The organism is Xanthomonas sp. F4, assembly GCF_011761895.1.
Map to the genome: position 1 here is coordinate 37,891 of NZ_JAASQX010000007.1, position 23,323 is coordinate 61,213.

Here is a 23,323-nt window from a genome sequence, read left to right on the forward strand (position 1 = left end):
GTCGCAATGGGGGACACAAGTCGGTCACGACGACCGCGGTCTACGTGCGTAAGCGCAGTGGCGCCAAGACAACCCCGACGCGCAATTGCGGAGCGCCCAGGATATTGCGGAGCGATTCCTTGATAGGTCGCGCCAGACGATACTGCCTTGTCTGAACCTTTTATCTCTGCTGCCCAGCAAGATCAGGTGTTTGTTAAGAGGTCTCCTCTCAAGGTCAACCGTTCGTCCTTTATTAGAGTTTCGCAGCGATCCAGAATGACCCGACGAAGTTGCTGGCTCGTGCTCTTGTAGCCAAGCTGCCGCGAGGCCATTGTCACCAGTTCCTCAGCCTTGGCGCCAAGATTGTCCTTCACGATCCTAATCAAAGCGACATCGATTTCGGAGGGCGGCAGAAATTCTGGGCGGCGTAGCGTCAACGACTCGACCATCGAGCGGTCCCGCACGCGGACCTCTTTCCCCGGAATGACCAAGAAGTCTTTGTCCACGATCTGCACACCACCCAGAGATACCAATGATCCAATCGCTTCTTCAACCGCCTGCTGGATGCGCGAGCCTGCACGCTGCAACCCCCAAAGCGTTCGGGCACGGCTCATGACTTCGCTTCGATGGATCGGGCTCTCTACTTCGACAATCTTGTTAACGATCGTCGCTAGCAGACCTAGTGGTGCCAGGTGCAACTCGAACTGCTTGCTCGGCACAGCGAAGGACGCCTCAATGTAGGGCTCCGTGTCCGGAGGAATTTGAGCTTCAATGAGCCCCATCTCGGCCACTTCACCGCGATCAACGGTGAGGATCTCGACTGGCACCGCACGATGCGAAGCCTTAGCCTTGGACTCGAAGGCGCCTGACTCTGACTTCGCGTGTTCAATAGCGGCAACAAGCTTTTCAAGCTCCGCCTCAGGCCGATGGAACCAGTCTGAACTCCAAATGCGGCAAACCTGCCAGCCTTTGTCACGCAACACGCTCTCGCGCAAACGGTCCCGATCACGGGCACTTTTTGCATCTCGATACGACTGCCCGTCGCACTCAATCCCTAAGATGTAGCGTCCAGGTTCGTCCGGATTGGCAATCGCGATATCGACGAAGAAGCCTGCCAAGCCCACATCTGTGTGGAGATCATAGCCTCGCTCGCGAAGCGCTTGGGCGACCTCTTGCTCAAACACACTTTGCTTGGCGTCACGTGCCTCAGTGGTAAGGGTGAGCCGACCAGTCCTAGCGTAATTCAAGAAGAGCTTTAAGGCGAAAGTGCCCTTGCCCTTGGCGCGATCGGTATCGACGTCTTCGTCAGTGATCGAGGTGAATATTTCGCAGCGCGACTTGGCCCGGCTGATCAGCACGTTCAAGCGACGCTCGCCACCTTCACTGCTCACGGGACCGAAATTCATCGTCATGTGGCGCTGAGCATCGCGCCCGTAGCCGACCGAGATGAAGATGACATCGCGCTCGTCGCCCTGGATGTTTTCCAAACTCTTGACGAAGAAAGGCTCTGCTGGATGATCGGCGAAGAACCCTTCCGTTTCAGGGTGCTGGCGGCGCAGGAGCTCTAATTCATCAAGAATGGCACGGCGCTGCGCTGTCGAGAAGGTCGCTACGCCCAGCGTTAGTTGAGGCGTGTTCTGCGCATGGGAAAGCACCGCGAGTGCTACGGCCTTGGCCTCCTTGGGATTGGTGCGTGTGTTGCCCCGGTCGTAGATGGCTTCTGGCAAATGGTGCAGTCGCAAGCCCACACCGGCTTCGCTGGTATAGGGACTGGGGACGATGAAGAGCTTGCCTTCGTAAAACTGCTGATTGGAAACGGCAATGAGCGACTGATGGCGGCTCCGGTAGTGCCAACGCAGCATGCGCTCAGGCAAGCCTCTTGCGCGGCAAAGGCCCAAGATGCTCTCCACATCCGACGCCTGTGCCCCACCCTCGTCGTCCTCCCGATCACCCCCATCGCCAAGCGCCTTGGAGAAGAAGCGCGTGGGCGGAAGCTGCCGCTCGTCACCGACAATGACCAACTGCTTGGCGCGCGCGATCGCACCGAGCGCATCGATCGGCTGCACCTGGCTCGCCTCGTCAATGACCAGCATGTCAAAGTCCAACGCACCCGCCGGCAAGAACTGCGCCACCGACAGCGGACTCATCATGAAGACGGGTTTAAGCGCCTGGATGGCCGGGGCGCACCGTTGCATCAGTTGCCGGATCGGCAGATGCCCCTTCTTCCTCGCCATCTCGCCAATCAAAACAGCGGTCGGTCCCGTTGCTCCACCTTGCCTCGGGATCTTGCTGTGGTGCGCCTTGACGACCTCGTAGCGGGCAAGCTGCATGCGCTCTTGATCGAGGCTTGCAAAGCTTGCCACCACTTGCGATTGACGCTGCCCGTCAAAGCTTGCCAGCGCCCGATCGCGTTGCACCAGTGCTTGAAGCACCGCTTCGTAGTAAGACAGTTCAAACACGCCCAGAGCATCGGCAACTGCCAAGTCCCCTTCGGTAAGCGCATCGACCACCGTGCCAAGGCCTTTGCGCTTGGCCTCATTGGCAATGGCCAGATACGCCACCCAAGTCCTAAGCCCTTCCGGGTCGGCTTGCCAGCTCGCCAGCTGTGATTTGAGCGTCGCCAAAGGCGTTTGGCTTGGGTCACGCGTGATCTCGGCGTTGCCCTCAAACTGCAAGCCAACCAGAAGATCCATCACTTCGCCTGCCAGGATGCCGGCAGCCGACGAGGCACGTTCGGCTTGGTCCAACAGCGGTTGAGGCTCACTGATCCGTGCGGCCAAAGGCCGAAGCTCGGGATTTTGCTCAATCCAAGACACGATTAGGCGAAGCTCGCTTGGCTTACTGTCGAGCGCTAGCCAAAACGGGCCAAACGCAGACGCCCCATCATCGGCCAAACCCTCAAACGCAGCAGTGGCCGCTTGTGCCTGCTGGATCTCCCCTACCACAGCAAGTGCCTGCTCTACCGTCAGCTCTTCTGCCCCGAGCAAGAAGGCTGCCTGTTCAGATGCGGCCAGCCAAAGCGCCGATTTATCCGTGAGATCAGAAAGCGCAACACGCTTTAAGACGGTCTCCTCGCCCCAAGGATTGCGCTCAGCTGCAAGCAATGCTTCGTGCACGGGCAAGAGATTGCGACCGAGTTCTTCCAGAACTGGCTTCACGCGCTTGGCAATCTCGGTTGCCAGCACCCGATCACCGATATCAACCAGGCGCTCGCGCACCCCACTCCCTAAGGGACGGAGCGTGCGCATCCAAGCCACAACGCCTCTCAGGAACGAGGGGTTGGAGCGCTCACGCTGCCAATTCGAGCCAAATGCCTCTTGGCCTTGGGAGTCGTGCTCGGCGATTTTGCGCTGTGCCGCTTTGGCATCGAGCAGCACATCCAAAGAGCCAAGCATCTCCAAAGCTGAAAGCTTGGGGTTAGAAAGCAGTGTGCGGATTGTCTGATTGGCGCGACGCCAATCTCCACTCAGGAAGCGAAACAGGCTCGTGCCGCGCATGGCCAACTGACCGCGCGCCGCTTCAAGTTCCGCAGGGTCTTTGTTCCAGGCGCTGTCCCGGAAGACCGTTGAGAGGCTTGCTTTGGCCTGCTGGACGCTTTCAACGGCCACGACGATCTCTTCGACCGCATCAACCCCTCGGTCCCAAATGTGAGCCACCAGCGCATCGCGATCGAGTTCCGGAATGCTCGTGGCCCGCTCAGCGATCGCAACGAGGCGGAGGGCAAGATCCAGCGTTAGCGTTGACCTCTCAGCTAGAAGCTGCGTCAAGCGAGTGAGGTCTGGCAGAAGCCGAACCAGCACGCTGTGCGCCCCAACGAGCGTTGCAAGCTCTTTCCCCAAAACGAAGATGCTTGGCAAGACGCCCAAGGTCGCCTTAGTGGCGTCCCAGTCCTGCACCAACGCGTCCACTTTGATCTTGGCTTCGACCGCCGCCCTGGCCTTCTGAACGCTTTCCAGCGCGTCGATGACTGTCGAAGCACGACCAGGCTCGTCCCAAACCTCGCTTTGGAGCGCGTTGGAGCCAAGCTTCGGCGCTTCGAGGAGCGCTTTCACGCGCTGGACCGCAAAGCCCGCATCATCAAAGCGCGCGGGAGGGGCAAGGTCCAGTGTGTGATGGAGCGAAGTGCTTGACGCTTCCCAGTCCCCCAGCCGCTGGGACAATACTGCGACCAAAATGAGCAACCGGTCGCGTTCACTCGGCAAGAGACCGTCGTTCTGAACGCCGCTCCAAGCGTGCTCATCTGGAACGCCAATTTCTTCAATTCGCTCGATCAGCTCACGCAGGAGTGATTCCCGCTCATCCTTTTGATGAGACGCCCAAGAGGTCGGCACTTCGAGAGGCAGGCTTTGGGTCGTGTAGCCCAAGCGACGCAGGCGCACCATGTGTCCGAAGACTTGGTAAGGCGTCAGTCCAGACGGCTGGTGAGCTTCGTGGAGCCGCGCCACATGGGCATTGAGCGTGTCACGCCGTTCGGTAAGCTGCTCGATGATAGGCGCAGCACTGCTTCGCTTGGGCTCGCCCAAGTTCAGCGTGTGGCGAAGTTCTTCCAGTAATGAGCGCTTGTTGGCTTTGTTGCTGTGAAGTTCCAAACAGGCCACCCCCACACCGACATGATCCAAGCGCCGTTTCACGACTTCGAGCGCGGCCATCTTCTCGGCCACGAACAACACCCGCTTACCCTCAGCCACAGCACCTGAGATGATGTTCGCGATGGTTTGAGATTTGCCCGTTCCAGGCGGCCCTTGCACCAGGATGTTGTTGCCTTGGAGCACATCGTGCACCACCAAGGCTTGCGACGAATCGCAGTCCACCACATGACGCATCTTCTCAGGCGGAATGATGCTGTCTAGATTGCTCGCCTCATCCGTGAGGCTGGCGCCAGGGAAGCCGTCCTGAACGACGCCGCGAAGTGTCGGGATGGCCTCCATCCCACCAAGCGCCTCCCAACCGTGAGGGTCTAGGTCTCGATACATCATGAACTTGGCGAACGAGAACAGCCCTAGGATGGCGTCATCGCGAAGCACACCCCAGGCGTCCTTGCCTTCCAGCATCACTTCAACCGACGCCAAGTAGGCATCGATATCGAGCGTTTCGAACTCATCGATGTTGGGTAAGCGAAGCCCAAACTCGCGCTGCAAGAACAACTGCAACGACAGATTGGCTTGTATGTCGTCACCGGTCCATTTGAGGTGGAACTTCTCGCCCGCAGTGCTGCGCTCTAACTGAACGGGGATGAGCACCAACGGCGCGAAGCGATCCGTTTGAGGAGTGGAAGTAGCACGCCAACGCAAGTAGCCAACGGCCAAGTAAAGAACATTGACGCCCTGCTCTTCTTGGAGCGTGCGTGCGTCTACGTAAAGATCCAACAGGCGCTTCTGGAGGCCCGTTGGCGTGAGACGCGTTGTGAGATGCGCATCCCAATGCGCTTTGACTCGCCCATTTTCATCCAACTCGAAGTCAGGCTGAGCCATCAACTCCCGGTCTTCCGGGGCCTCATCCAAGAAAACTTCCGCATCTTCGTCATCTAAGTCAGGCAACGCGCCGCCTTGCTTGGGGTCTTGCTTTCCTGGCACGAAAGTGAAGCGCTTACCATCGATGACCAAGGTCTGATACATCGCCTTGGCAAGCTCATGGACAACCTCAATGGTCTTTGCACGCCCGCCTCTGGGTGTATGGAGCAGACGATTGCGCGTAGACAGGTCCAAAAGCTCCAAGCGGGCCTTTTCAATCTTGTCTTTAAGGCCGCCGGTTCCCCGAAGTGAAGACTGCTCATCTGCCTGTGCTACTGCCGTCTGATCCATCGACTCGTCCCCTGTGACGGGACATGGCCGGGCGTGCAAGGCGGCCCTCCGCTGTCCCAAAGCGTCTGTCTATAATGCGCCGAAAGTGACGCGTGTTCCAGCCAGCCAGGAGTCGCTGTGGGCGAGTTGAGAAGCAGTGAAATTCATTGGATTGTCTACCAATACATCGGCGTGGAGGGCGGTTACTTAGGCGACTTTTCCTATAAGACTCACCGCGAGTTTTACCCCGGCTTTTGTGACCTCGACTTGGATCCCGATGCTTTTACCGGCAGCACAACCCGTGAGCGCTTCACTGCCATACTGGCGGGCGTTGAAGCACATCAACAAGGCGCCATCTTGCGCGGTATCGCCCGGAAATATCCACTTGGAAGCGAACACTTCCGGACGCAACAGGCATACCGGCAACTCATGGAACTTACCAAGCGCTGTGCTGACGCGCTTTCGGTCCAAGCGAGTAACCCAGCGATCACCAGCGAAGTCTTGAAGCGCGCGTTAGCCGATACCGATCGACTCATCCAAGGCGCAGGACCAACTCATGCAGTAGATCGGATCCATACCGCAATTCATGCTTACTTGAAAGCGGTTTGCCAGGCTCATGGGATCGAAGCCCCACCAAACGCGACGATTACCCACTTGTTCAAGCAACTCCGATCGGGCCATCCGGGGTTGCGTGATATGGGGAGCCAATCCGAGGCCATGAGTAAAATGCTGTCCTCGTTGAGCAATGTCATGGATTGTCTCAATCCTGCGCGCAATCACGGGAGCTTGGCGCACGCCAACGAAGAGCTTCTAGACAAGGACGAGGCGACGCTAACGATCAATGCTGCTCGAACCATATTCCAATACCTGGACGCGAAATTCCGTTAGGCCTGACAGCAAAGCCCTTGCAATCCGCTTTGCACTGTATTCAATGAGTCAGGATCGCCTCCAAATCAGCCTAGTCGTCTCCTATTAACTGGACGCACAAGTCGTCAGCGCTTTGCCAGCTGCCACCCTCCCCGCCCGCATGGCCTCCTCGGGGCTAAAGAACCAGACCCCTTTATCACGCTCTACTATTACAACTCAGATTTTTCACAGCTGATTGCTAGGGCCACAGTTACTAATTTTCCAAGGGAGGCATATCCCTAAATGCTTTGGGGTCAGCATCACTGCCCTGATAGTAATGAAGTCTGATCAACGCTTCCCTAAGCACCTCCGCGGCTAGTTGCGTGGCAAGGTGGCGGTCGCGCTGGAACTCCATCATGCGATCGTGGTGATTGCCGTGCAGGATTTTCGATCGACACTCGTCATAAATACGCTTAACCAAAGCTCTGAGGGTAAGTTGAACAGCCCCCTTCGTCACCAAGGCGTGTTCTTGACGCCTGGTCATATGTATAACGACACCTAAGATGCCACCGAACTTTCCGCCACAAGCTAGCACATCTAGCGATGTTCCAAGCTTGGCAACCGCAATAGCGTCGCTTAGCTCCCGCTGCGCTTCTGCATACCAGTCCAAGGCTGTCGCCCAACGACTGGCCAACTGTGGATGAGGATGTTTGCTGGGGTCAACTAGACAGTCCAGAACCATAGAGATTGCATCCAACTCCCCTTTTACCCGCTCAAAGTGAGATTTAATTTCCTCAGGAGGGAGCTTAGTCAAGCGCTGGCTGGCTATGCGACGGGGCGACCAAAGGAAGCCATCGGTTTCAATGATGTCTTGAATTTCTGTTGGTGGTAGCCGTTCGGATTGAAGCGCTTGTTGGTAGAACGCACCTTGTTGCCCGATCAGCAAAGAAGACGCATCCAGCGCCGTTTTGCAGGCGATCTCTGCGCGCTGGCGCGAAAATTCTGTGTCCAAGCCACTAATCGTGACTGCTAGCACGGCGGGTGAGGAGCGAATAACGGGAAGGACCATTCGGGCCAATCCCTCCTTAGGCTCATCGGCTTTTCCGTCAAGCACCGCGCGAACAAGACTCTTCCACTGCGCGTTATCCACCGCGTTGCCGGGGAAGTGCTCCTTAGCCCAGTCTGCGAATTCAACGCCTTCAAGCCATCGATCCCAAGTCATAAAAGAGACCGGTCCGATGGACCACTCTCCAAGTGACTCAACACCCAGTGTCCAGGCAGGAAGGTAGTGGCGCTTAGATTGAGTGCGATCATTGAGCTGCCGTAGAAGCTCTTCGCGCAGCAAGAGAAGTGGTTTATCGGTGACAAAGGCCTGCGTTGCGTGGAGTTCGGTGACTGCTTGGCGAAGCATCAGCCCCAGACTATTCTCATCAATCTGGTGTCCAAGGGGACCAGGCTCCACATGCAGCTGAGCCGTTAGGCGATGCATCAGCAAGGCCGCCTGCTGCGTGAAGTGTCGCTGCTCACCCGACTTCGCGGTGGAAAAGTTAGAAAGACCGAAATTTTTCCAAAATTCGTGACTTGAAAGCACCTCAGGCCGATGCGTGTAATCCAGCTCATCAATAAGCTGCCGAAGCAAACCATCAGGCCCTGATGCACTGGTCATCTCCACTCTTTGCTATCCATCAGACCCGTGTGGTTTTCCAATCGACAACATCGAAAATTAACGCCGCATCACCAGCCTTATTCCATACCGCCACACTCAGCTTCCAGAAGAAAACATGAGTTGTTGTTTGATACTTATTGACCATAGAGGCATTTCTCCCATCTTTGGTCATGAGCTGAATCCAGTCACCCTTCTTGACAGCAAGATTATTGAACCAGTATAGGTGCCGAAGTTCATTAGATACATGATTTTCATCAGTGTAGGTGGTATCACAGAGAAGATAATGACTGAGGCTTTGAATATCCTCCAATACCTGGATCCATACGCATTCGCTCGCCAAGTCACCCTTATTCGCCACGGAGTGCACCTTCAGCTTACTCATCACGACCTCTGCTGTTTGGGTTCTACATATGATCTAGAGAGCGCTTCGCCCCCGATGCCATCCCCTTGATCGTATCGCAATATTCGCCACTGCGGATCGGCTTGACTAGCTGCACGGCACTTGAAAGCATGCAAGTTAGGACAAGGGGAGCCTGATGGACAAAGCAAGGGATCTTCGAAGCAATCAAGAATACACAGCACAGGAAGTCGCGGATCTAGATCCGTCCTCCCGGCGCGCCTTGAAGCTCCATTTGCGCTGCCCCTATTGCGAGGCCACGGCTCATTTCAGATCCGCATCCAGGCCGAGTCCTGGCCGGCGCAGCAAAGTCGCACACTTCTACGCTCTTCCCCACGCAGATGAGTGTGACATCACTCGAAGCTATGGCGACCCCTGGGAAGACGACGACAGCGATCGAACGGTGGCTCATTGGGAGCAGCGCAACACCAAGCTTATCGTGTTGATCCCGTCTTTGACGGCAGAGAGCGATGACATCACCTCAGAGGATCAGGAAGGGCCTGGGGAAGAAAGTCGCTCGCGGAGCAGCGGCGATGGCACAAGGCGTTCAAATACCGTCTCGCGTGGGCCTCAAAAGCTGCTTGAACAGCTGGTCGAGTGGCCGAGCTTTAAGACAAGTTCGATGACGATTCGCATGCCAGGCAACGACCGGCCTGAGGTGGCTGTCCATGATGCATTCGTGCGTTTTGAATCAGCGATCATGGCGCATCACACGGGCCGATGGTTGGGGTTCTGGGGCATCGTCCGTCCGTGGAAATTGTGGACAGCGCATGACACTTATTACTGCAACTTTGGCACCACACGTGAGAGTTTCCGTATCGCGCTTCTGCGTGATCACATCCCTTCGATCCTCGCTCGCTATGGCCTATCGAGCATTGACGAGATGGTTGGCCACTATCTTCTCCTTTTCGATTACGCCCGAGAGTCAGGCTCAGGGCGTTTCATGGCTGACATCAACTCCGTGCATCACATCGGGTTCTTGAGGAACGATCAAAGTAGCTGAGTAGCTCATCAAACACGACAGCCATGCGCCATATCGAAATTGTCCGATCGAAGCGTTCCAGCCCTTCACCAGAGGACGCGAACAAGGCGTCCTCGAAGCGATCTTGGTCCATCACCACGTTGATCGGCAGTATCGCTGCGATGACAACGCTGGCTGGGATCGTGCTTCACGGGTGTGGGCATGTTGCCTACACCAGCTATCTCAATGCGTGGGGTGTCCAGGCAGATCTCTTTCCTCAATCCACCGACTGGAAAGTCATCCGAGGCTACTATGCCATTGTGTTGGAAGGCATTGGAGTCATCCACTCCGTGCCTTGGCTTGCAGTGTTGCTCGCTTTTTTCTTCTTGTGGTTGGCAGTTTGGGTCTACCGCTTCCCTGCCCGACCCTACAAAGGAGTTCGCATCAAAGAATTTGGCCGGCGTCACCCTTCAATCATGCTTGTCCTGTCATCAGCGGGTATCGCCGCCTCTGGCATTTATCTTGCAGCGACACTTTTTTTCGTCGGCTTGTTCGTATCAGTCTTACCAGGATTTGTTGGCGAACATGCTGGAAAAAATGAAGCAAGCGCTGAGCGGCGTCGCTTACTCGGCCCGGTGTCGCGCGGCGATACGGAACTCTGGGAAAAGGGCGAGCGTAAGATCCGAGGCCACATCATCGCCAGTAGCTCTGAACTGATCGCCATTTATGACATTGACCTTCATCAAGTTCGAACAATGTCGCGCGGCGATTGGGAGATTCGACGGGTAACTCCATGAAAGCCGGGGCCAGGAGCGCCTAAGGAACCGAGCACCCTCTGCGTGGAAGCAGACAGGACCTCTATCCTTTCTTGCTTCCCATCCCCCGAGTCGGCGCTGCCTGCTCTTGCGCTTACTTCTGGGTCATCTCCACCTGGTGCTGACGCACTTCGACTTGCTTGATGACCTCCGCCTGTACCAGGTTCTGCTCCGCTGGCTGCTGGGCCGCCTCCCTACCGTCCACTTGGGCATAGAGAACGCATGTCAGCGCAGTGCCGGCCGCCACCCTGCCCGCAAGGCTTCACGGGGGCCAGGCACGTGGTAGATCTTATTGCCCTGACGCGAGATGTTGCCCTTGATGCGGCACCCACCGGACCTGGGTGCCGCAACGATCGGTGCTCTACCTCCCGCCTGCTCGCGCTTGCTGCGCCGGCAGTCCGCTCAAAGATCAATCCCACCAATCCTTCTCAGGCTTGTTCCAATGCGAGTAGCCACTGAAGTAGGGATCGAGCTTTACGTCCAAGTTGATTACGTGCGAAAGAGATGAGGTGATCGGATCGAGGCATTTCACTTGTTCGTTGGCCCAGGCTAACCACACCTGCGCTTCCGGTGTCGGATCTGCGCTTTGTTGAACTGCCAAGATGAAGTGGCGAATTCGCTGAGCGCGCTCCCAAGCAAGCATGTTCTGCACCAGGCGGGCTCGTTGTGTGCGCAAGACAGCCCTTGCCCGCTCCGCTTCTATGCGCCTAGCTTCTTGTTCTCTCGCATCGGCAGTTCGCTTCTCGTTCTCCAAGCGACGCGTGCGCAATGCGTCTTCCCACACAGGGACTTCTGCGATCACCTCATGGAGCTGAGCCTCCAAGGGGTTTCCTGCCCGATCCTTCCAAATGTGGCGACTGTTGCCAAGCCATTGGTCAAACTCCAAGGCAAATTCGCCCGTTCCCACCAAGATGTAAGCTGGCCTCCACGGCTCGTAGTAAGACTCTCCTCTTCGTCCGGGTGGGCGAGGCGGTGGTGGTGGCGGTAGCGTTTGCTTGGTCCTTTCGCTCAACCGGAAAGATACAGTTCCTTCTTTCAACACCAATTCTGTTGAAGCCCGCTCCTCGTTGAGGCGGACTTTGCAGCCCTTGGCCTCGAACTGCTTGATCAGGACGTCCAATAGGATCAAGGCTCTGGGTAGCTGAGCCGTCGAGGTTCTGAGCCGAAGCACCTTGTTATAGCTCAACTGCAAGACGCCCTTGTCCTCTCGGGCAGCCTTTGCTGCCGCTTTGACCTCAGCGATCAAGCGGTGGGGCTTGATGAGTTCTTGGGGAACCGCAACAGGTGGCCCAAGCGGCACCTCGGGTCGAGGTGGCTTGGAAGGAGCGTTCTCGGACACGGTAAAGAGCACGACACTTGGCTGCCCTTCCTTGGCATCCGGAAGAGGGGGCTGCTTGACGGTCCGCCCAGTCCGGACGATTGCCCAGTGCCCTCTGTTCGGAAGTGGAATCTCCGCTTTTCGACATGCCTTCGAGAAAGCGACATCGGATACGCCGATTTCCTTGGCAAGGACGAGCACAGGGCGTGCCCAAACCATCTCGTAGAGTTCTTCCCGAGTGAACTTGACCTGCTTATACACAGAAGGCGCGCCTTTGATGTGCCAACCAGATGCATCTTAGATCGACCGGATGACCAACGGAACCAGCACGACAAGATCATCTAGGCGTCCATAAAAGCACAATCAACTCGGGGCTTTTCGTCTACTGCCTATCGAGTAGATCAGCCAGGACACTTGGGAAACTTCAATCCTTCTTGGGCGGGTCACCAAAAAATCCCAGTTCGATCCACAACGCCAAGGCGCGCACAGCAACTTCTAGCGAGTGACTGTCTTCATATCTTCCTAGACGCAGCGCTGCTAGTGACTGGACCTCAGGTGGCATCATGAATGCCGCATTCTTCTCGCCTTTAGATCTCTTCTTGACGACGAAGCTAAACGGCATCAAAGGCCAATATCGAATAGTCGGCCACGTGTGGGTCGAATATACCCTGGTGAGGGATGAAGGCTCAATTTGCGCCGAGATTTTGGCACCATCGCTTCCGACGCCAGAGAAGAAGTAAACCATCCTTTTCGCCGGCAACAGATAGCCCAATTTTAGCAAAGGCGTCCCTCGCCACCTCATTGAATATCTGCTTTCGCGCAACAACCGATTCCCTTCCTTTCAAATCGATAGGGGCTCCACGCGTGACGACACAGAGATTCTCAACCTCTTGGTCGACGCTTTCTTGATAGGCCGGCAGATGCGCGAAGAGGATCTGACTGAATTGTTCAGGAAAGAACCGGACGAGCAATTCCACTTTCGCAAGAAGTCGAGAGTAGGATCATCCAAAATAAGGGAAATGGTTTTGCCCACCTCATCCCGAGAAGTGGCTTTCCCTTCCCCAAGTCGAACGCCGAGCTCATTCTCCCAGTTTCCGGGGAAGACTGATTTTCAATAAATTTATGGTAGCTATCAGGCCCAAAAACAGCCATCGCAAGAGACATCTCGCCTTGAATGCATGAAACCCCCCGATCGACGAAAATCTCGTCGATTGGGGCTAGATTCAACGCAGCAACTAACGCTGCGTCCTCAGGCGTATCGATCTGGGCCTTAACGATGCGTGCCATTAGGCAGCGTCACATCGGTCAATGTGAGTTCGCGCAGTCCTTGCTCTCGAATTCGGCGCAGCACTTCGTCCAGATCCACTGACTTTCCCTGCCTCAATGCTTGGAACGCGTTCGATAGTGCCACTCCCATGTAGGCAGACACCAGACGCGCAGCGTCGCCGGGGCAAAGATAGAGAGGACGAACAAGAAAACGCGAGCCGACTTACCCCTGCAAATCAGCAGGAACCAAGAAGCGCACGTAGAGGCCTGATGACCGATGCAGCAAGAGGGGCTTTGGGAAAAACGATACCTCAAACGATACCTTGGGAGGTCGTTCGAGGCGGTCTTCAGCCGGACGGAATAGTCAGCGCGGTCAACAACTTAGCGCTAGCATTCGCGAGACTGGAGCGGGCGATGGGAATCGAACCCACGTCAGTAGCTTGGGAAGCTACAGCTCTACCATTGAGCTACGCCCGCGTTGCCGGTGCAGTCTATGCGCTGGGCCGGGGGTTGCGCAAGAAATCGGCGCGATGCGGGCTGCAGTGCGCGGACGAAAGCGACACGGCCCGGCAGGTGCCGTGGAAATGCAGAAGGGCTTCAGTCCCGACGGCTCGAACTCCGAGGCGTCGGGGCTGAAGCCCCTCCCACAACAGGCACTGCTGCCTTTGTACATCCCTCGCCCTACCCTGCCCGGCACGCAGCCGGGCAAGGCGGGCAAACCCGGGCGGTGCTTAGAAGCTGCCGCCGAAGTTCACGAACAGCGAGGTGTCGTGCGCGCGCGACTGGCCCGTGGTGGTGGCGATGCCGACGTTGCTCTCGAAGCCCCACAGCTTGGTCCGCGCGCCCAGCACCACCGACGCGTAGTTGCGGTCGAAGTCGATGCCCGGCACCGCGTACTCGCCCAGGTCGGACATGGTCTGCAGCCACGCGGTGGCTTCCTGGTTCTTCTTGAACTCGTGGTCGTAGGTGGCCTGCAGGTACGGCTTCACCGTGCCGGCGTCGATGCTGGCCTTCCAGCCGATGCGGCCGACCATCGACTCGACGTCGCGGTCGCTGTAGCCCAGCGCGCTGGAGTTCGGGTTGCTCTCGGTGTAGCCGTCGAGCTTGACCTTCTGCCAGATCGCCGCGGCCACCGGGCCGTGCTTGAAGCTGCCTTCGCCGAACTCGTAGCCGCCCTGCAGCGCCGCGGTCAGGTTGCTGCCGTCCGGCGAGCCCTTGTGCTCGATGGTGGCCGGGCCGAGGTTGACCTTGCGGGTGACGTCGTAGCTCAGCCAGGTGTAGCTGACCTGGGCATTCACCCAGGCATGCTCGCCGTACCAGCCGGCGAAGCCGCCGAGGGTGCTGTCGTCCTGGGTGTAGTCGCCGCCGCGGTTGCCGAAGTCGGCATCGGTGCGACCGAAGCCGCCGAAGCCGCCGAACACCCACTCGCCGCGCGACCAGTCCACGCCGAACAGGCCGGCCGGGGCCATGCCGTCGTACAGGTCGCCGTGCTGGTAGCGCTGCATGTCGCCGCGCAGGTTGCCCCACCAGCGCACGCCGTCCGATTCCGGGCGGCCATCGACGTGCCAGGCGACCTGATCGGCGCGCGAGCGGCCGACCATCTGCGCCGAGTGCGTCAGGATCTGCTGGGTGCGCGGGCCTTCCAAGATCGACAGCGCATACTGCGCCAGCAGTTCGTGGGTGCGGCCGGTCGGGTGCACGCCGTCGGCAAACACATAAGTGTCGGCGGCATCGGCGCTGACGTAGCTGGTCGGGTTGCAGGTGAGCGACTGCGCGGTGACCTGCGGCTGGCAGGCGGTGCCGGTGACGTTGGTGAAGCCGTAGGTGCCCGGGTTGGCCACCACTTCCTGCAGCAGGTGGAAGGTATCGACCGGGATCACCCGCAGCCCGGCGCTCTTGAGGCCGGAGAACAGCGCGTTGTTGTAGGCGGTGGCCAGCGCGGTGCCCTGCGCCATCGCCACGGCGCCGCCGGCGCGGAAGCGCGGGGTGATGCCGACGTCGGGCAGATTGTTGACCATGACATAGCGCGCGCCGGCGTTCTGCAGGCTGGCGACGATGCCCACTTCGGCGGCCACCGCATTGCCGATGGTGGTCTGCACCGGCGCGCCGCCGGCGATGGCGAACAGGTCGTTGGCGCCGCCCCAGACCGAGTACAGCGCATTCGGGTCGGCCTTGCCGCCGTTGGCGGCCAGGTAGTTGCTGGCCTGGGTGGCCAGCGACGGCGCCACGCCGAGGGCGCTCGGGTTGGCCACGCCGACGCGGGCGTTGCCGGCGGCATAGTCGTCGCCGATCTGGCCGTTGCCGTTGGCGGCGGCGTTGGTGCCGTAGTACTCGGCCACGTACTGCGCCCAGACGAAGTCCGGGTTGGTGGTGAACTGGCCGGTCACCGCACGTACCGAGGCCGGCAGCAGCGGCCGGTAGTAGCCGGCGTCGGTCAGGCTGTCGCCGAAGAACACGGTGCGACTGTAGGTGGACTGCGCGAACGCAGGCGCGGCGGCGAGCACGATCGCGGCGGCGAGCAGCGAACGGAGCGGACGGATGGACGAAGTCATGGAAGCCCTCCCGGGCAGAAATGGAACACGAGAAATGCAACGAAACGGGGGAGCGGCCGCGCCATACGTTGCCGCATGGCCGACATGATTTCACCTCTGCCGGACACGCTCACGTTGCACTGCCGCAAGATCGCGACTCGCGCGCCCAGGGCGCGCATTGCACAATGATGGCATGAACATCGAATTGAACGGCAGACAATGCACGCTGGCGCAGGCCACCACCGTGGCCGCGCTGCTGCAGGCCGAAGGGCTGGGGCAGCGGCGGGTGGCGGTCGAGGTCAACGGCGAGATCGTGCCGCGCGGCGCGCACGCCGCGCACGAACTGCACGCCGGCGACCGGGTCGAGATCGTGCACGCGCTGGGCGGCGGCTGAATCGCGCCGCCGCGCGTCCCGGTGCGGACTCGGCAGGGCCGGTGCGATGGGCGATAATCCGCCGATGAACGCTCCCGCCCCCCACGATGCGCTGGTGATCGCCGGCAAACCCTACCGTTCGCGTCTGCTCACCGGCACCGGCAAGTTCGCCGATCTCGAACAGACCCGCCTGGCCACCGAGGCCGCCGCCGCGCAGATCGTCACCGTGGCGATCCGCCGCAGCAACATCGGCCAGAACCCGGGCGAGCCCAACCTACTCGACGTGCTGCCGCCTGAGCAGTACACCATCCTGCCCAACACCGCCGGCTGCTACACCGCCGAGGATGCGGTGCGCACCTGCCGGCTGGCGCGCGAACTGCTCGACGGCCACAACCTGACCAAGCTGGAAGTGCTGGGCGACCAGCGCACCCTGTTCCCGGACGTGGTGCAGACCCTCAAGGCCGCCGAAATCCTGGTCGCCGACGGCTTCGAGGTGATGGTCTATACCAGCGACGACCCGATCCTGGCCAAGCGCCTGGAAGAGATCGGCTGCGTGGCGGTGATGCCGCTGGCCGCGCCGATCGGCTCCGGGCTGGGCATCCAGAACCGCTACAACCTGCTGGAGATCATCGACAACGCCAAGGTGCCGATCATCGTCGATGCCGGCGTCGGCACCGCCTCGGACGCGGCGATCGCGATGGAACTGGGCTGCGATGGCGTGCTGATGAACACCGCCATCGCCGGCGCGCGCAATCCGGTGCTGATGGCCAGCGCCATGCGCAAGGCGGTGGAAGCCGGCCGCGAGGCGTTCCTGGCCGGGCGCATCCCGCGCAAGCGCTACGCCAGCGCCTCCTCGCCGGTCGACGGACTGATCGGGTGAGGCCGCAGGCATGACCGATCCGTTCTCCAGCGCCGGCGCCAAGACCCCGCCGAAACCCTTCACCGTCGAGGAAGGGCACCGCCAGGTGCGCAGCTTCGTGCTGCGCCAGGGCCGCTTCACCCCGGCCCAGCAGCGCGCGTTCGATGCGCTGTGGCCGCGCTTCGGCCTGGACTACAGCGGTCAGCCGCGCGATCTGGACGCCACCTTCGGCCGCAACGCGCCCAAGGTGCTGGAGATCGGCTTCGGCAATGGGGCGGCCCTGCGCCATGCCGCGCAGCACGATCCGAGCCGCGACTACATCGGCATCGAAGTGCACGCGCCCGGCGTGGGCCGCCTGCTCAACGCGCTGGCCGAGGACGGTGCCGACCACGTGCGCCTGTACCACCACGATGCGGTGGAGGTGCTGCAGCACGAGATCGCCGACGGCAGCCTGGACGAAGTGCGCATCTACTTCCCCGATCCCTGGCACAAGAAGCGCCACAACAAGCGGCGCCTGCTGCAGCCGGCGTTCGCCGCGCTGCTGGTGCGCAAGCTGCGCGACGGCGGCCGCCTGCACTGCGCCACCGACTGGGCCGACTACGCCGAGCAGATGTGGGACGTGCTCGACGCCACCCCCGGCCTGGTCAACCGCGCCGGCCCGCGCGGCCACGTACCGCGTCCGGACTGGCGCCCGCAGACCCACTTCGAGACCCGCGGCCAGAATCTGGGCCATGGGGTGTGGGATTTGCTGTACGACAAGCCGGGATTGGGGAGTCGGGATTAGGGATGAGGAGCGAATCCGCCACCTTCCGGACACAATGCCTCCGCGGCACGCCATTAGCGCGGCCGGTCCCGATTCGCGCCGTCAGCTAATCCCGAATCCCCAATCCCCAATCCCGGCCCCCAATGGACACCGCGCTGACGCTGACCACCGATATGAAGCTCGTGCTCGGGCTGGTCGGCTTCACCATGGCGATGTTCGTGTTCGAGCGGATCCGTGCCGACGTGGTGGCGCTGGTGGTGCTGGTGGTGCTTGGGGTGACCGGCTTGATCGCGCCGGAGGAGTTGTTCAGCGGCTTCTCCGGTAATGCGGTGATGAGCATCATCGCCACCACCATCCTCGGCGCCGGGCTGGAGCGCACCGGCGCGCTGAACCGGCTGGCGTCGTGGCTGCTGCGCCGCGCGCGCGGGGTCGAGGAACGGCTGATGCTGCTGACCACCGCCATCGCCGGGCTCAATTCCTCGTTCATGCAGAACCCCTCGGTGATGGCGCTGTACCTGCCGGTGGCCTCGCGCCTGGTCGGACGCACCGGCCTGACCCTGCAGCGGCTGCTGCTGCCGATCGCCGCGGCCATCGTGATGGGCGGTGCGCTGACCATGGTCGGCAACTCGCCGCTGATCCTGCTCAACGACCTGCTGCAGTCGGCCAACAACAACCTGCCCTCGGGCATGGCCACCATCGAGCCGCTGCGCATGTTCGCGCCGCTGCCGATCGGCGTGGCGCTGCTGCTGGCCTCGCTGATCTACTTCCGCGTGCGCGGCGACAAGGCATTGGCCGAAGAAGAGCGGCTGATCAACGACGGCGTCACCCCGGCGCGCACCGAGAGCTATTTCGCCCGCACCTACGGCATCGAGGGCGATGTGTTCGAACTGATCGTCAGCGCCGACAGCCCGCTGGTCGGCATGACCCTGGGCGAGGCCGAGACCGTGCACAACGCACCGCTGTTGCTGGCCCTGAAGACCGGCAACGACACCCGCCTGGCGCCGCCGGCGGACATGCGCATCTGGGTCGGCAGCGTGCTCGGGGTGATGGGCGCGCGCCAGCAGGTGGCCGATTTCGCGCAGAACCAGTTCCTGCGCCTGTCCTCGCGCCTGCGCAACCTCGGCGACCTGTTCAACCCCAGCCGCGCCGGCATCTCCGAGGCGGTGATCCCGCCGACCTCGCGCTTCATCGGCAAGAGCGCGGCCGAACTGCGCCTGCGCAAGCAGGCCGGGATCAGCCTGCTGGCGATCAACCGCGACAAGCAGGTGATCCGCGAGGACGTGCGCAAGGTGCCGCTGCGCGCCGGCGACATGCTGGTGTTCCACAGCATCTGGCAGGACCTGGCGCAGGCCTCGGAAAGCCGCGACTTCGTGGTGGTCACCGACTACCCCAAGGGCGAGCACCGTCCGCACAAGTTCAAGATCGCGATGACGATCTTCGCCCTGACCATCCTGATCGCGCTCACCTCCAAGCTGCCGGTGGCGCTGACCCTGATGACCGGCGTGGCCGGCATGCTGCTGACCGGTGTGCTGCGCATGGACGAGGCTTACGCCTCGATCAACTGGAAGACCGTGTTCCTGATGGCCGGGCTGATCCCGCTGGGCTGGGCGATGGACAGCAGCGGCGCGGCGGCCTGGGTCGCCGGCCACACCATCGCGCGCTTGCCCGAGGGCATTCCGGTGTGGGCGCTGGAGATCGCACTGGGCCTGCTGACCACCGCGTTCTCGCTGGTGATCAGCCATGTGGGCGCGACCATCGTGATGGTGCCGATCGCGGTCAACCTGGCGCTGGCGGCCGGCGGCAACCCCACCGCGTTCGCGCTGATCGTGGCGCTGTCGGCGTCCAACAACCTGATGACCGCGTCCAATCCGGTGATCTCGATGATCACCGGCCCGGCCAACTACCAGCCGCGCGAACTGTGGCGCGTCGGCGGCCCGCTGTCGCTGGTCTATACCCTGGTGGTGGTGCTGATGGTCAACCTGATGTCGATGGGCTGGTGGCACGCGCTGTAGCGCGCCGCACCGCAAGCGCGCTTGCTGCGCGCTAGACCAGCACCACCTGCCCGGCCCGCACGTCCACCGGCACCGCGTGCAGGCTCTGGCCGCGGCACGGGCCGGACACGCACAGGCCGTCCTGCAGCTCGAACGCGGCGCCATGCGCGGCGCACACCACATGACCCTCGCGGCTCTTCAGGAACTGTCCCGGCGCCCAGTCCAGGCGGCGCCCGGCGTGCGGGCACACGTTCAACCACGCACGCACGCTGTCGCCCTCGCGGTACAGCAGCAGCGACTCGGACTCGCCGCCGAGCAGCGCCTCGGCCTCGGCCAGTTCGCCGGGGACGAGGTCGTGCAGCGACGCCAGCACGGCGGAAGACTCGGTCATGACGGACGAACAGGCAGCGATGGGGCCGCAATTCTGGCACGGACCTGCCTTGCCCGCCCCTGCGCGATGCTTCACTCCGCGAGGACATGCAAGCGGTTGAACGCAAAGTGTTAATTTTTCGCTTAACGAAGTTTTCACTCCGTCACATAAAACAGCGTCGATACTGCACCCCTTCGGTTCAAACTGAAACAGAGTTCTGCCATGCGTGCTTCCGTCTTCAATTTCGACCAATTCCGGCATGTCTTCGCGCCGCGCAAGCCGCGCCATCCGCTGGTCAAGCTGGCAGTGGGCCTGCTCGGCCTGGCGATCCTGGCCGGGCTGGTGTTCGTCAGCGTGTTCGTGGGCGCGGCGATGATCCTGGGCGGCATCGCCATGAAGCTGCTGAGCCAGCGCGGCAAGCGCCCGGCCACCGCACGCCGCCATGTCGTCGATGGCGAGTACCGGGTGGTGCGCAAGCCGGCCTTGCCGCTGTAAAGCCGGGAATGGGGAATCGGGATTGGGGATTCGCAAGAGCGGACTCCGCACTCCTGTTGGAATTGGGTTGAACCCGACGCGTTAAACTGCGGCATCCCCTCTCGTTGGATGCACGCCCATGAAAGATCTGTTCGCCGCTGCCGAGGCTCCGCGCGTTCCCGTGCGCGGCCAGGGCCTGTTCCCGGTGCATCGCATCTACTGCGTGGGCCGCAACTTTGCCGACCACGCGCGCGAGATGGGCGCCAGTGCGCCCGCCTCGAAGGCCGAGCGTGGCCAGCCGACCTTCTTCATGAAACCGGCCGATGCGCTGGTGATCGGCGACGAAGCCATTCCCTACCCGTCCGCGACCCAGGACCTGCACCACGAGGTGGAACTGGTGGTGGCGCTGGGCCAGGACGCGCCCGCAGGCGTGCTGCCGGTGGAAGGCGCCGAGGCACTGGTCTTGGCCTATGGCGTGGGCCTGGACCTGACCCGTCGCGACCTGCAGGCCGCGGCCAAGGCCAAGGGCCTGCCGTGGGACATCGCCAAGGGCTTCGATGCCTCGGCGCCGATCAGCGAGCTGGTCCCGGCTGGCGAGGTCGGTGCGCTGGAGGCGTTGAACCTGTCGCTGGAAGTCAACGGCGAGGTGCGCCAGCAGTCGCTGCTGGAGCAGATGATCTGGAACGTGCCGGAGATCCTGCACGAATTGTCCAAGCTGTTCGCGCTGCGCGCCGGCGACCTGGTGTTCATGGGCACGCCGGCCGGCGTGGCCGCGCTGCGCCCGGGCGACCGCTTCAGCGCGCGCCTGGAGAACGTGGCCGAGCGTCACGGCCGCATCGTCGGCTGAGCGGGCGCGCCTGTCGCGCGGCATGCGCACGGCTGTGATCCGACCACCACAGCGACTGCGCTAGGCTAGCGCCGCGGCGACAGGCCCGCACTGACAAGAAGAGGAGTTCCGATGAGCATGATCCGCGAATTCAAGGAATTCGCCATGCGCGGCAACGTGCTGGACCTGGCGGTCGGCGTGGTGCTCGGCGCCGCGTTCGGCAAGATCGTCACCGCGCTGGTGGAGAAGATCATCATGCCGCCGATCGGAATGCTCGCGGGCGGCGTGGACTTCTCGCGCTGGGCATGGACGCTGAAGGCGGCCACGGTGGACGCGGCGGGCAAGCCGGTACCGGCCGTGGTGATCGGCATCGGCGATTTCCTCAACACCATCATCCAGTTCGTGATCGTGGCCTTCGCCATCTTCATGCTGGTCAAGGCGATCAACCGCATCGCACGCAAGGAACCGCCGGCGCCCAAGGCCCCGACCGAGGAAGTGCTGCTGCTGCGCGAGATCCGCGATTCGCTCAAGCACGACGCGCGTCCCGAATAAGCGCAGCGTCGCGCGGCCTGCACCCTGCAGGCCGCGCGGTGCATCGTGGTGAGGCACTGCTAAGCTGGCCGTTCCTGTGTTCGCGGAATCCGCCATGCGCCGTCTCGCCCTCGTCATCGCTGCCGTCCTCGGCCTGTCCTCCACTGCCGCCATGGCCGCCGACGCCACGCGTATTCCGGAGGCGGCGCTGCGCGACGCGGCGACCTTGCGCGAGCAGGCACTGGCCGACAACACCGGCTGGAAGGTCGTGGAATCGCTGACCACCGAAATCGGCCCGCGCATGGCCGGCAGCGAAGCCGATGCGCGCGCGGTGGCCTGGGCCACCGCCAAGTTCAAGGCGCTGGGCTTCGACAAGGTCTGGACCGAGCCGGTGACATTCCCGAAATGGGAACGCCGCAGCGAACACGCGCAGGTGCTCGGCGCGCACGCGCAACCGCTGACCGTCACCGCGCTGGGCGGCAGCCCGGGCGGCACGGTCGAGGCCGAGGTGGTGCGTTTCGTCGACCTGGCCGCATTGCAGGCGGCGCCGGCCGACGCACTGCGCGGCAAGATCGCCTTCGTCGATTACCAGATGCTGCGCACCCGCGACGGCAAGGACTACGGCAACGGCGGCGCGGTGCGCAGCAAGGGGCCGTCGGAAGCCATCCGCAAGGGCGCCATCGGCTTCGTGATGCGCTCGGCCGGCACCGATTCGCACCGCGTGCCGCATACCGGCATCACCCGCTTCGACGAGGGGCTGACGCCGGTGCCGGCGGCAGCGCTCTCTGTGCCCGACGCCAACCAGCTTGCGCGCCTGCTCGCGCGCGGCCCGGTGCGCCTGCGCCTGGCGCTGGACTGCGGCTGGGATGGCACCGCCACCTCCTACAACGTGATCGGGCAGATCACCGGGCGCACGCTGCCCGACGAGGTCGTGCTGATCGGCGGGCACCTGGATTCGTGGGACCTGGGCACCGGCGCGATCGACGATGGTGCCGGCGTGGCCATCAGCATGGCCGCCGGGCATCTGATCGGCCAGCTCAAGCAGGCGCCCAAGCGCAGCATCCGCGTGGTCGCCTTCGCCAACGAGGAGCAGGGCCTGTATGGCGGCAAGGCCTACGCGCAGGCGCATGCGCAGGACGTGGCGCGGCACCAGATCGCCGCCGAGAGCGACTTCGGCGCCGGTCGCATCTACGCCTTCAATACCGGCTCGGGCGACGCCGCCGGCTCGCGTGAAGCGACCCGGCAGATCGCCGAGGCGTTGGCGCCGCTCGGCATCGCCTATGCGCCGGAGGCCGGCGGCCCGGGCCCGGATGTCGGTCCGCTCGCGGCCAAGGGCGGCGCCTGGGCCTGGCTGGCGCAGGACGGCAGCGATTACTTCGATTTGCATCACACCGCCGACGACACCCTGGACAAGATCGACCCGAAGGCGCTGGCGCAGAACGTCGCTGCATACGCGGTGTTCGCGTATCTGGCGGCGCAGGCCGACGGTGGTTTCGGCAGCCAGGCCAAGACAGTGGAACCGCCCAGGGAGTAAAGTGCGTTGGCCCTGCGCAGGATGCGCGCGAGGGCGTTCCCTT

At 61.7% G+C, this 23,323-nt stretch carries 19 protein-coding genes and 1 tRNA gene; 11 read left to right on the top strand and 9 right to left on the bottom strand.

Features of this window, described 5'->3' with window-relative positions; translation table 11 throughout:
* Positions 1-182: 182 nt before the first annotated feature.
* Positions 183-5,780 (bottom strand): DUF3320 domain-containing protein, encoded by a 5,598-nt coding sequence (locus tag FHR66_RS18160; RefSeq protein ID WP_160967677.1) that lies wholly within the window; start codon positions 5,778-5,780, stop codon positions 183-185.
* Between the two features lie 117 nt (positions 5,781-5,897).
* Here FHR66_RS18160 and FHR66_RS18165 point away from each other — a divergent pair, with 117 nt between their 5' ends.
* Positions 5,898-6,647: an abortive infection family protein gene (locus FHR66_RS18165; RefSeq protein ID WP_160967675.1), complete on the top strand. Its 750-nt coding sequence runs from the start codon at positions 5,898-5,900 to the stop codon at positions 6,645-6,647.
* Between the two features lie 232 nt (positions 6,648-6,879).
* On the opposite strand, the gene FHR66_RS18170 is transcribed toward FHR66_RS18165, so the two are convergent.
* Both FHR66_RS18170 and FHR66_RS18175 read right to left on the bottom strand, forming a co-directional pair.
* The gene (locus FHR66_RS18170; protein WP_160967673.1) at positions 6,880-8,271 is read right to left on the bottom strand and encodes a hypothetical protein; all 1,392 of its coding nucleotides are present in this window, start codon (positions 8,269-8,271) and stop codon (positions 6,880-6,882) included.
* 19 nt (positions 8,272-8,290) lie between these two features.
* A complete protein-coding gene (locus FHR66_RS18175; RefSeq protein ID WP_160967671.1) occupies positions 8,291-8,653 on the bottom strand; it encodes a hypothetical protein in 363 nt (120 codons plus the stop codon).
* A gap of 154 nt (positions 8,654-8,807) precedes the next feature.
* On the opposite strand from FHR66_RS18175, the gene FHR66_RS18180 reads away from it, so the two are divergent.
* Positions 8,808-9,671, top strand: coding sequence for a hypothetical protein (locus FHR66_RS18180; protein WP_160967669.1), 864 nt, complete (start codon positions 8,808-8,810; stop codon positions 9,669-9,671).
* Between the two features lie 23 nt (positions 9,672-9,694).
* Entirely contained in the window at positions 9,695-10,426 is a 732-nt protein-coding gene (locus FHR66_RS18185; protein WP_160967667.1) for a hypothetical protein, read from the top strand.
* Between the two features lie 427 nt (positions 10,427-10,853).
* Here FHR66_RS18185 and FHR66_RS18195 read toward each other — a convergent pair whose 3' ends face one another.
* The 5 genes from FHR66_RS18195 to FHR66_RS18215 all read right to left on the bottom strand — a co-directional run bounded on the left by FHR66_RS18195 (position 10,854) and on the right by FHR66_RS18215 (position 15,580).
* Entirely contained in the window at positions 10,854-12,023 is a 1,170-nt protein-coding gene (locus FHR66_RS18195) for a hypothetical protein (RefSeq protein WP_160967665.1), read from the bottom strand.
* Positions 12,024-12,186: 163 nt separating this feature from the next.
* Entirely contained in the window at positions 12,187-12,384 is a 198-nt protein-coding gene (locus FHR66_RS18200) for a hypothetical protein (RefSeq protein ID WP_167088010.1), read from the bottom strand.
* Positions 12,385-12,448: 64 nt separating this feature from the next.
* Entirely contained in the window at positions 12,449-12,739 is a 291-nt protein-coding gene (locus FHR66_RS18205) for a hypothetical protein (RefSeq protein ID WP_167088012.1), read from the bottom strand.
* 692 nt (positions 12,740-13,431) lie between these two features.
* Positions 13,432-13,505, bottom strand: a tRNA-Gly gene (locus FHR66_RS18210).
* Positions 13,506-13,759: 254 nt separating this feature from the next.
* Positions 13,760-15,580, bottom strand: a complete 1,821-nt coding sequence (locus FHR66_RS18215) for an autotransporter outer membrane beta-barrel domain-containing protein (RefSeq protein WP_160967661.1) — start codon at positions 15,578-15,580, stop codon at positions 13,760-13,762.
* Between the two features lie 172 nt (positions 15,581-15,752).
* Here FHR66_RS18215 and thiS point away from each other — a divergent pair, with 172 nt between their 5' ends.
* The 4 genes from thiS (at position 15,753) to FHR66_RS18235 (ending at position 19,566) form a co-directional block, all read left to right on the top strand.
* Complete coding sequence (gene thiS / locus FHR66_RS18220; RefSeq protein ID WP_167088014.1) at positions 15,753-15,953, top strand: sulfur carrier protein ThiS; 201 nt, start codon at positions 15,753-15,755, stop codon at positions 15,951-15,953.
* A gap of 64 nt (positions 15,954-16,017) precedes the next feature.
* Complete coding sequence (locus tag FHR66_RS18225; RefSeq protein WP_017910410.1) at positions 16,018-16,812, top strand: thiazole synthase; 795 nt, start codon at positions 16,018-16,020, stop codon at positions 16,810-16,812.
* Positions 16,813-16,822: 10 nt separating this feature from the next.
* Positions 16,823-17,575, top strand: a complete 753-nt coding sequence (trmB, locus tag FHR66_RS18230) for a tRNA (guanosine(46)-N7)-methyltransferase TrmB (RefSeq protein WP_160967657.1) — start codon at positions 16,823-16,825, stop codon at positions 17,573-17,575.
* 122 nt (positions 17,576-17,697) lie between these two features.
* Positions 17,698-19,566 (top strand): SLC13 family permease, encoded by a 1,869-nt coding sequence (locus tag FHR66_RS18235; protein ID WP_160967655.1) that lies wholly within the window; start codon positions 17,698-17,700, stop codon positions 19,564-19,566.
* Between the two features lie 31 nt (positions 19,567-19,597).
* Here the strand turns inward: FHR66_RS18235 and FHR66_RS18240 are convergent, their stop codons facing one another.
* Entirely contained in the window at positions 19,598-19,936 is a 339-nt protein-coding gene (locus FHR66_RS18240) for a Rieske (2Fe-2S) protein (protein ID WP_160967653.1), read from the bottom strand.
* 201 nt (positions 19,937-20,137) lie between these two features.
* Between FHR66_RS18240 and FHR66_RS18245 the strand changes: the two genes are divergently transcribed.
* The 4 genes from FHR66_RS18245 to FHR66_RS18260 all read left to right on the top strand — a co-directional run bounded on the left by FHR66_RS18245 (position 20,138) and on the right by FHR66_RS18260 (position 23,280).
* On the top strand, positions 20,138-20,410 hold the full coding sequence (locus tag FHR66_RS18245) for a hypothetical protein (protein ID WP_160967651.1): 273 nt from the start codon (positions 20,138-20,140) through the stop codon (positions 20,408-20,410).
* A gap of 118 nt (positions 20,411-20,528) precedes the next feature.
* Complete coding sequence (locus FHR66_RS18250) at positions 20,529-21,236, top strand: fumarylacetoacetate hydrolase family protein (RefSeq protein WP_160967649.1); 708 nt, start codon at positions 20,529-20,531, stop codon at positions 21,234-21,236.
* 111 nt (positions 21,237-21,347) lie between these two features.
* On the top strand, positions 21,348-21,767 hold the full coding sequence (gene mscL, locus FHR66_RS18255; RefSeq protein WP_160967647.1) for a large-conductance mechanosensitive channel protein MscL: 420 nt from the start codon (positions 21,348-21,350) through the stop codon (positions 21,765-21,767).
* Between the two features lie 94 nt (positions 21,768-21,861).
* Positions 21,862-23,280 carry a M28 family peptidase gene (locus FHR66_RS18260; RefSeq protein WP_160967645.1) on the top strand — a complete coding sequence of 473 codons (1,419 nt, stop codon included), beginning with the start codon at positions 21,862-21,864 and terminating at the stop codon, positions 23,278-23,280.
* Positions 23,281-23,323 lie beyond the last annotated feature (43 nt).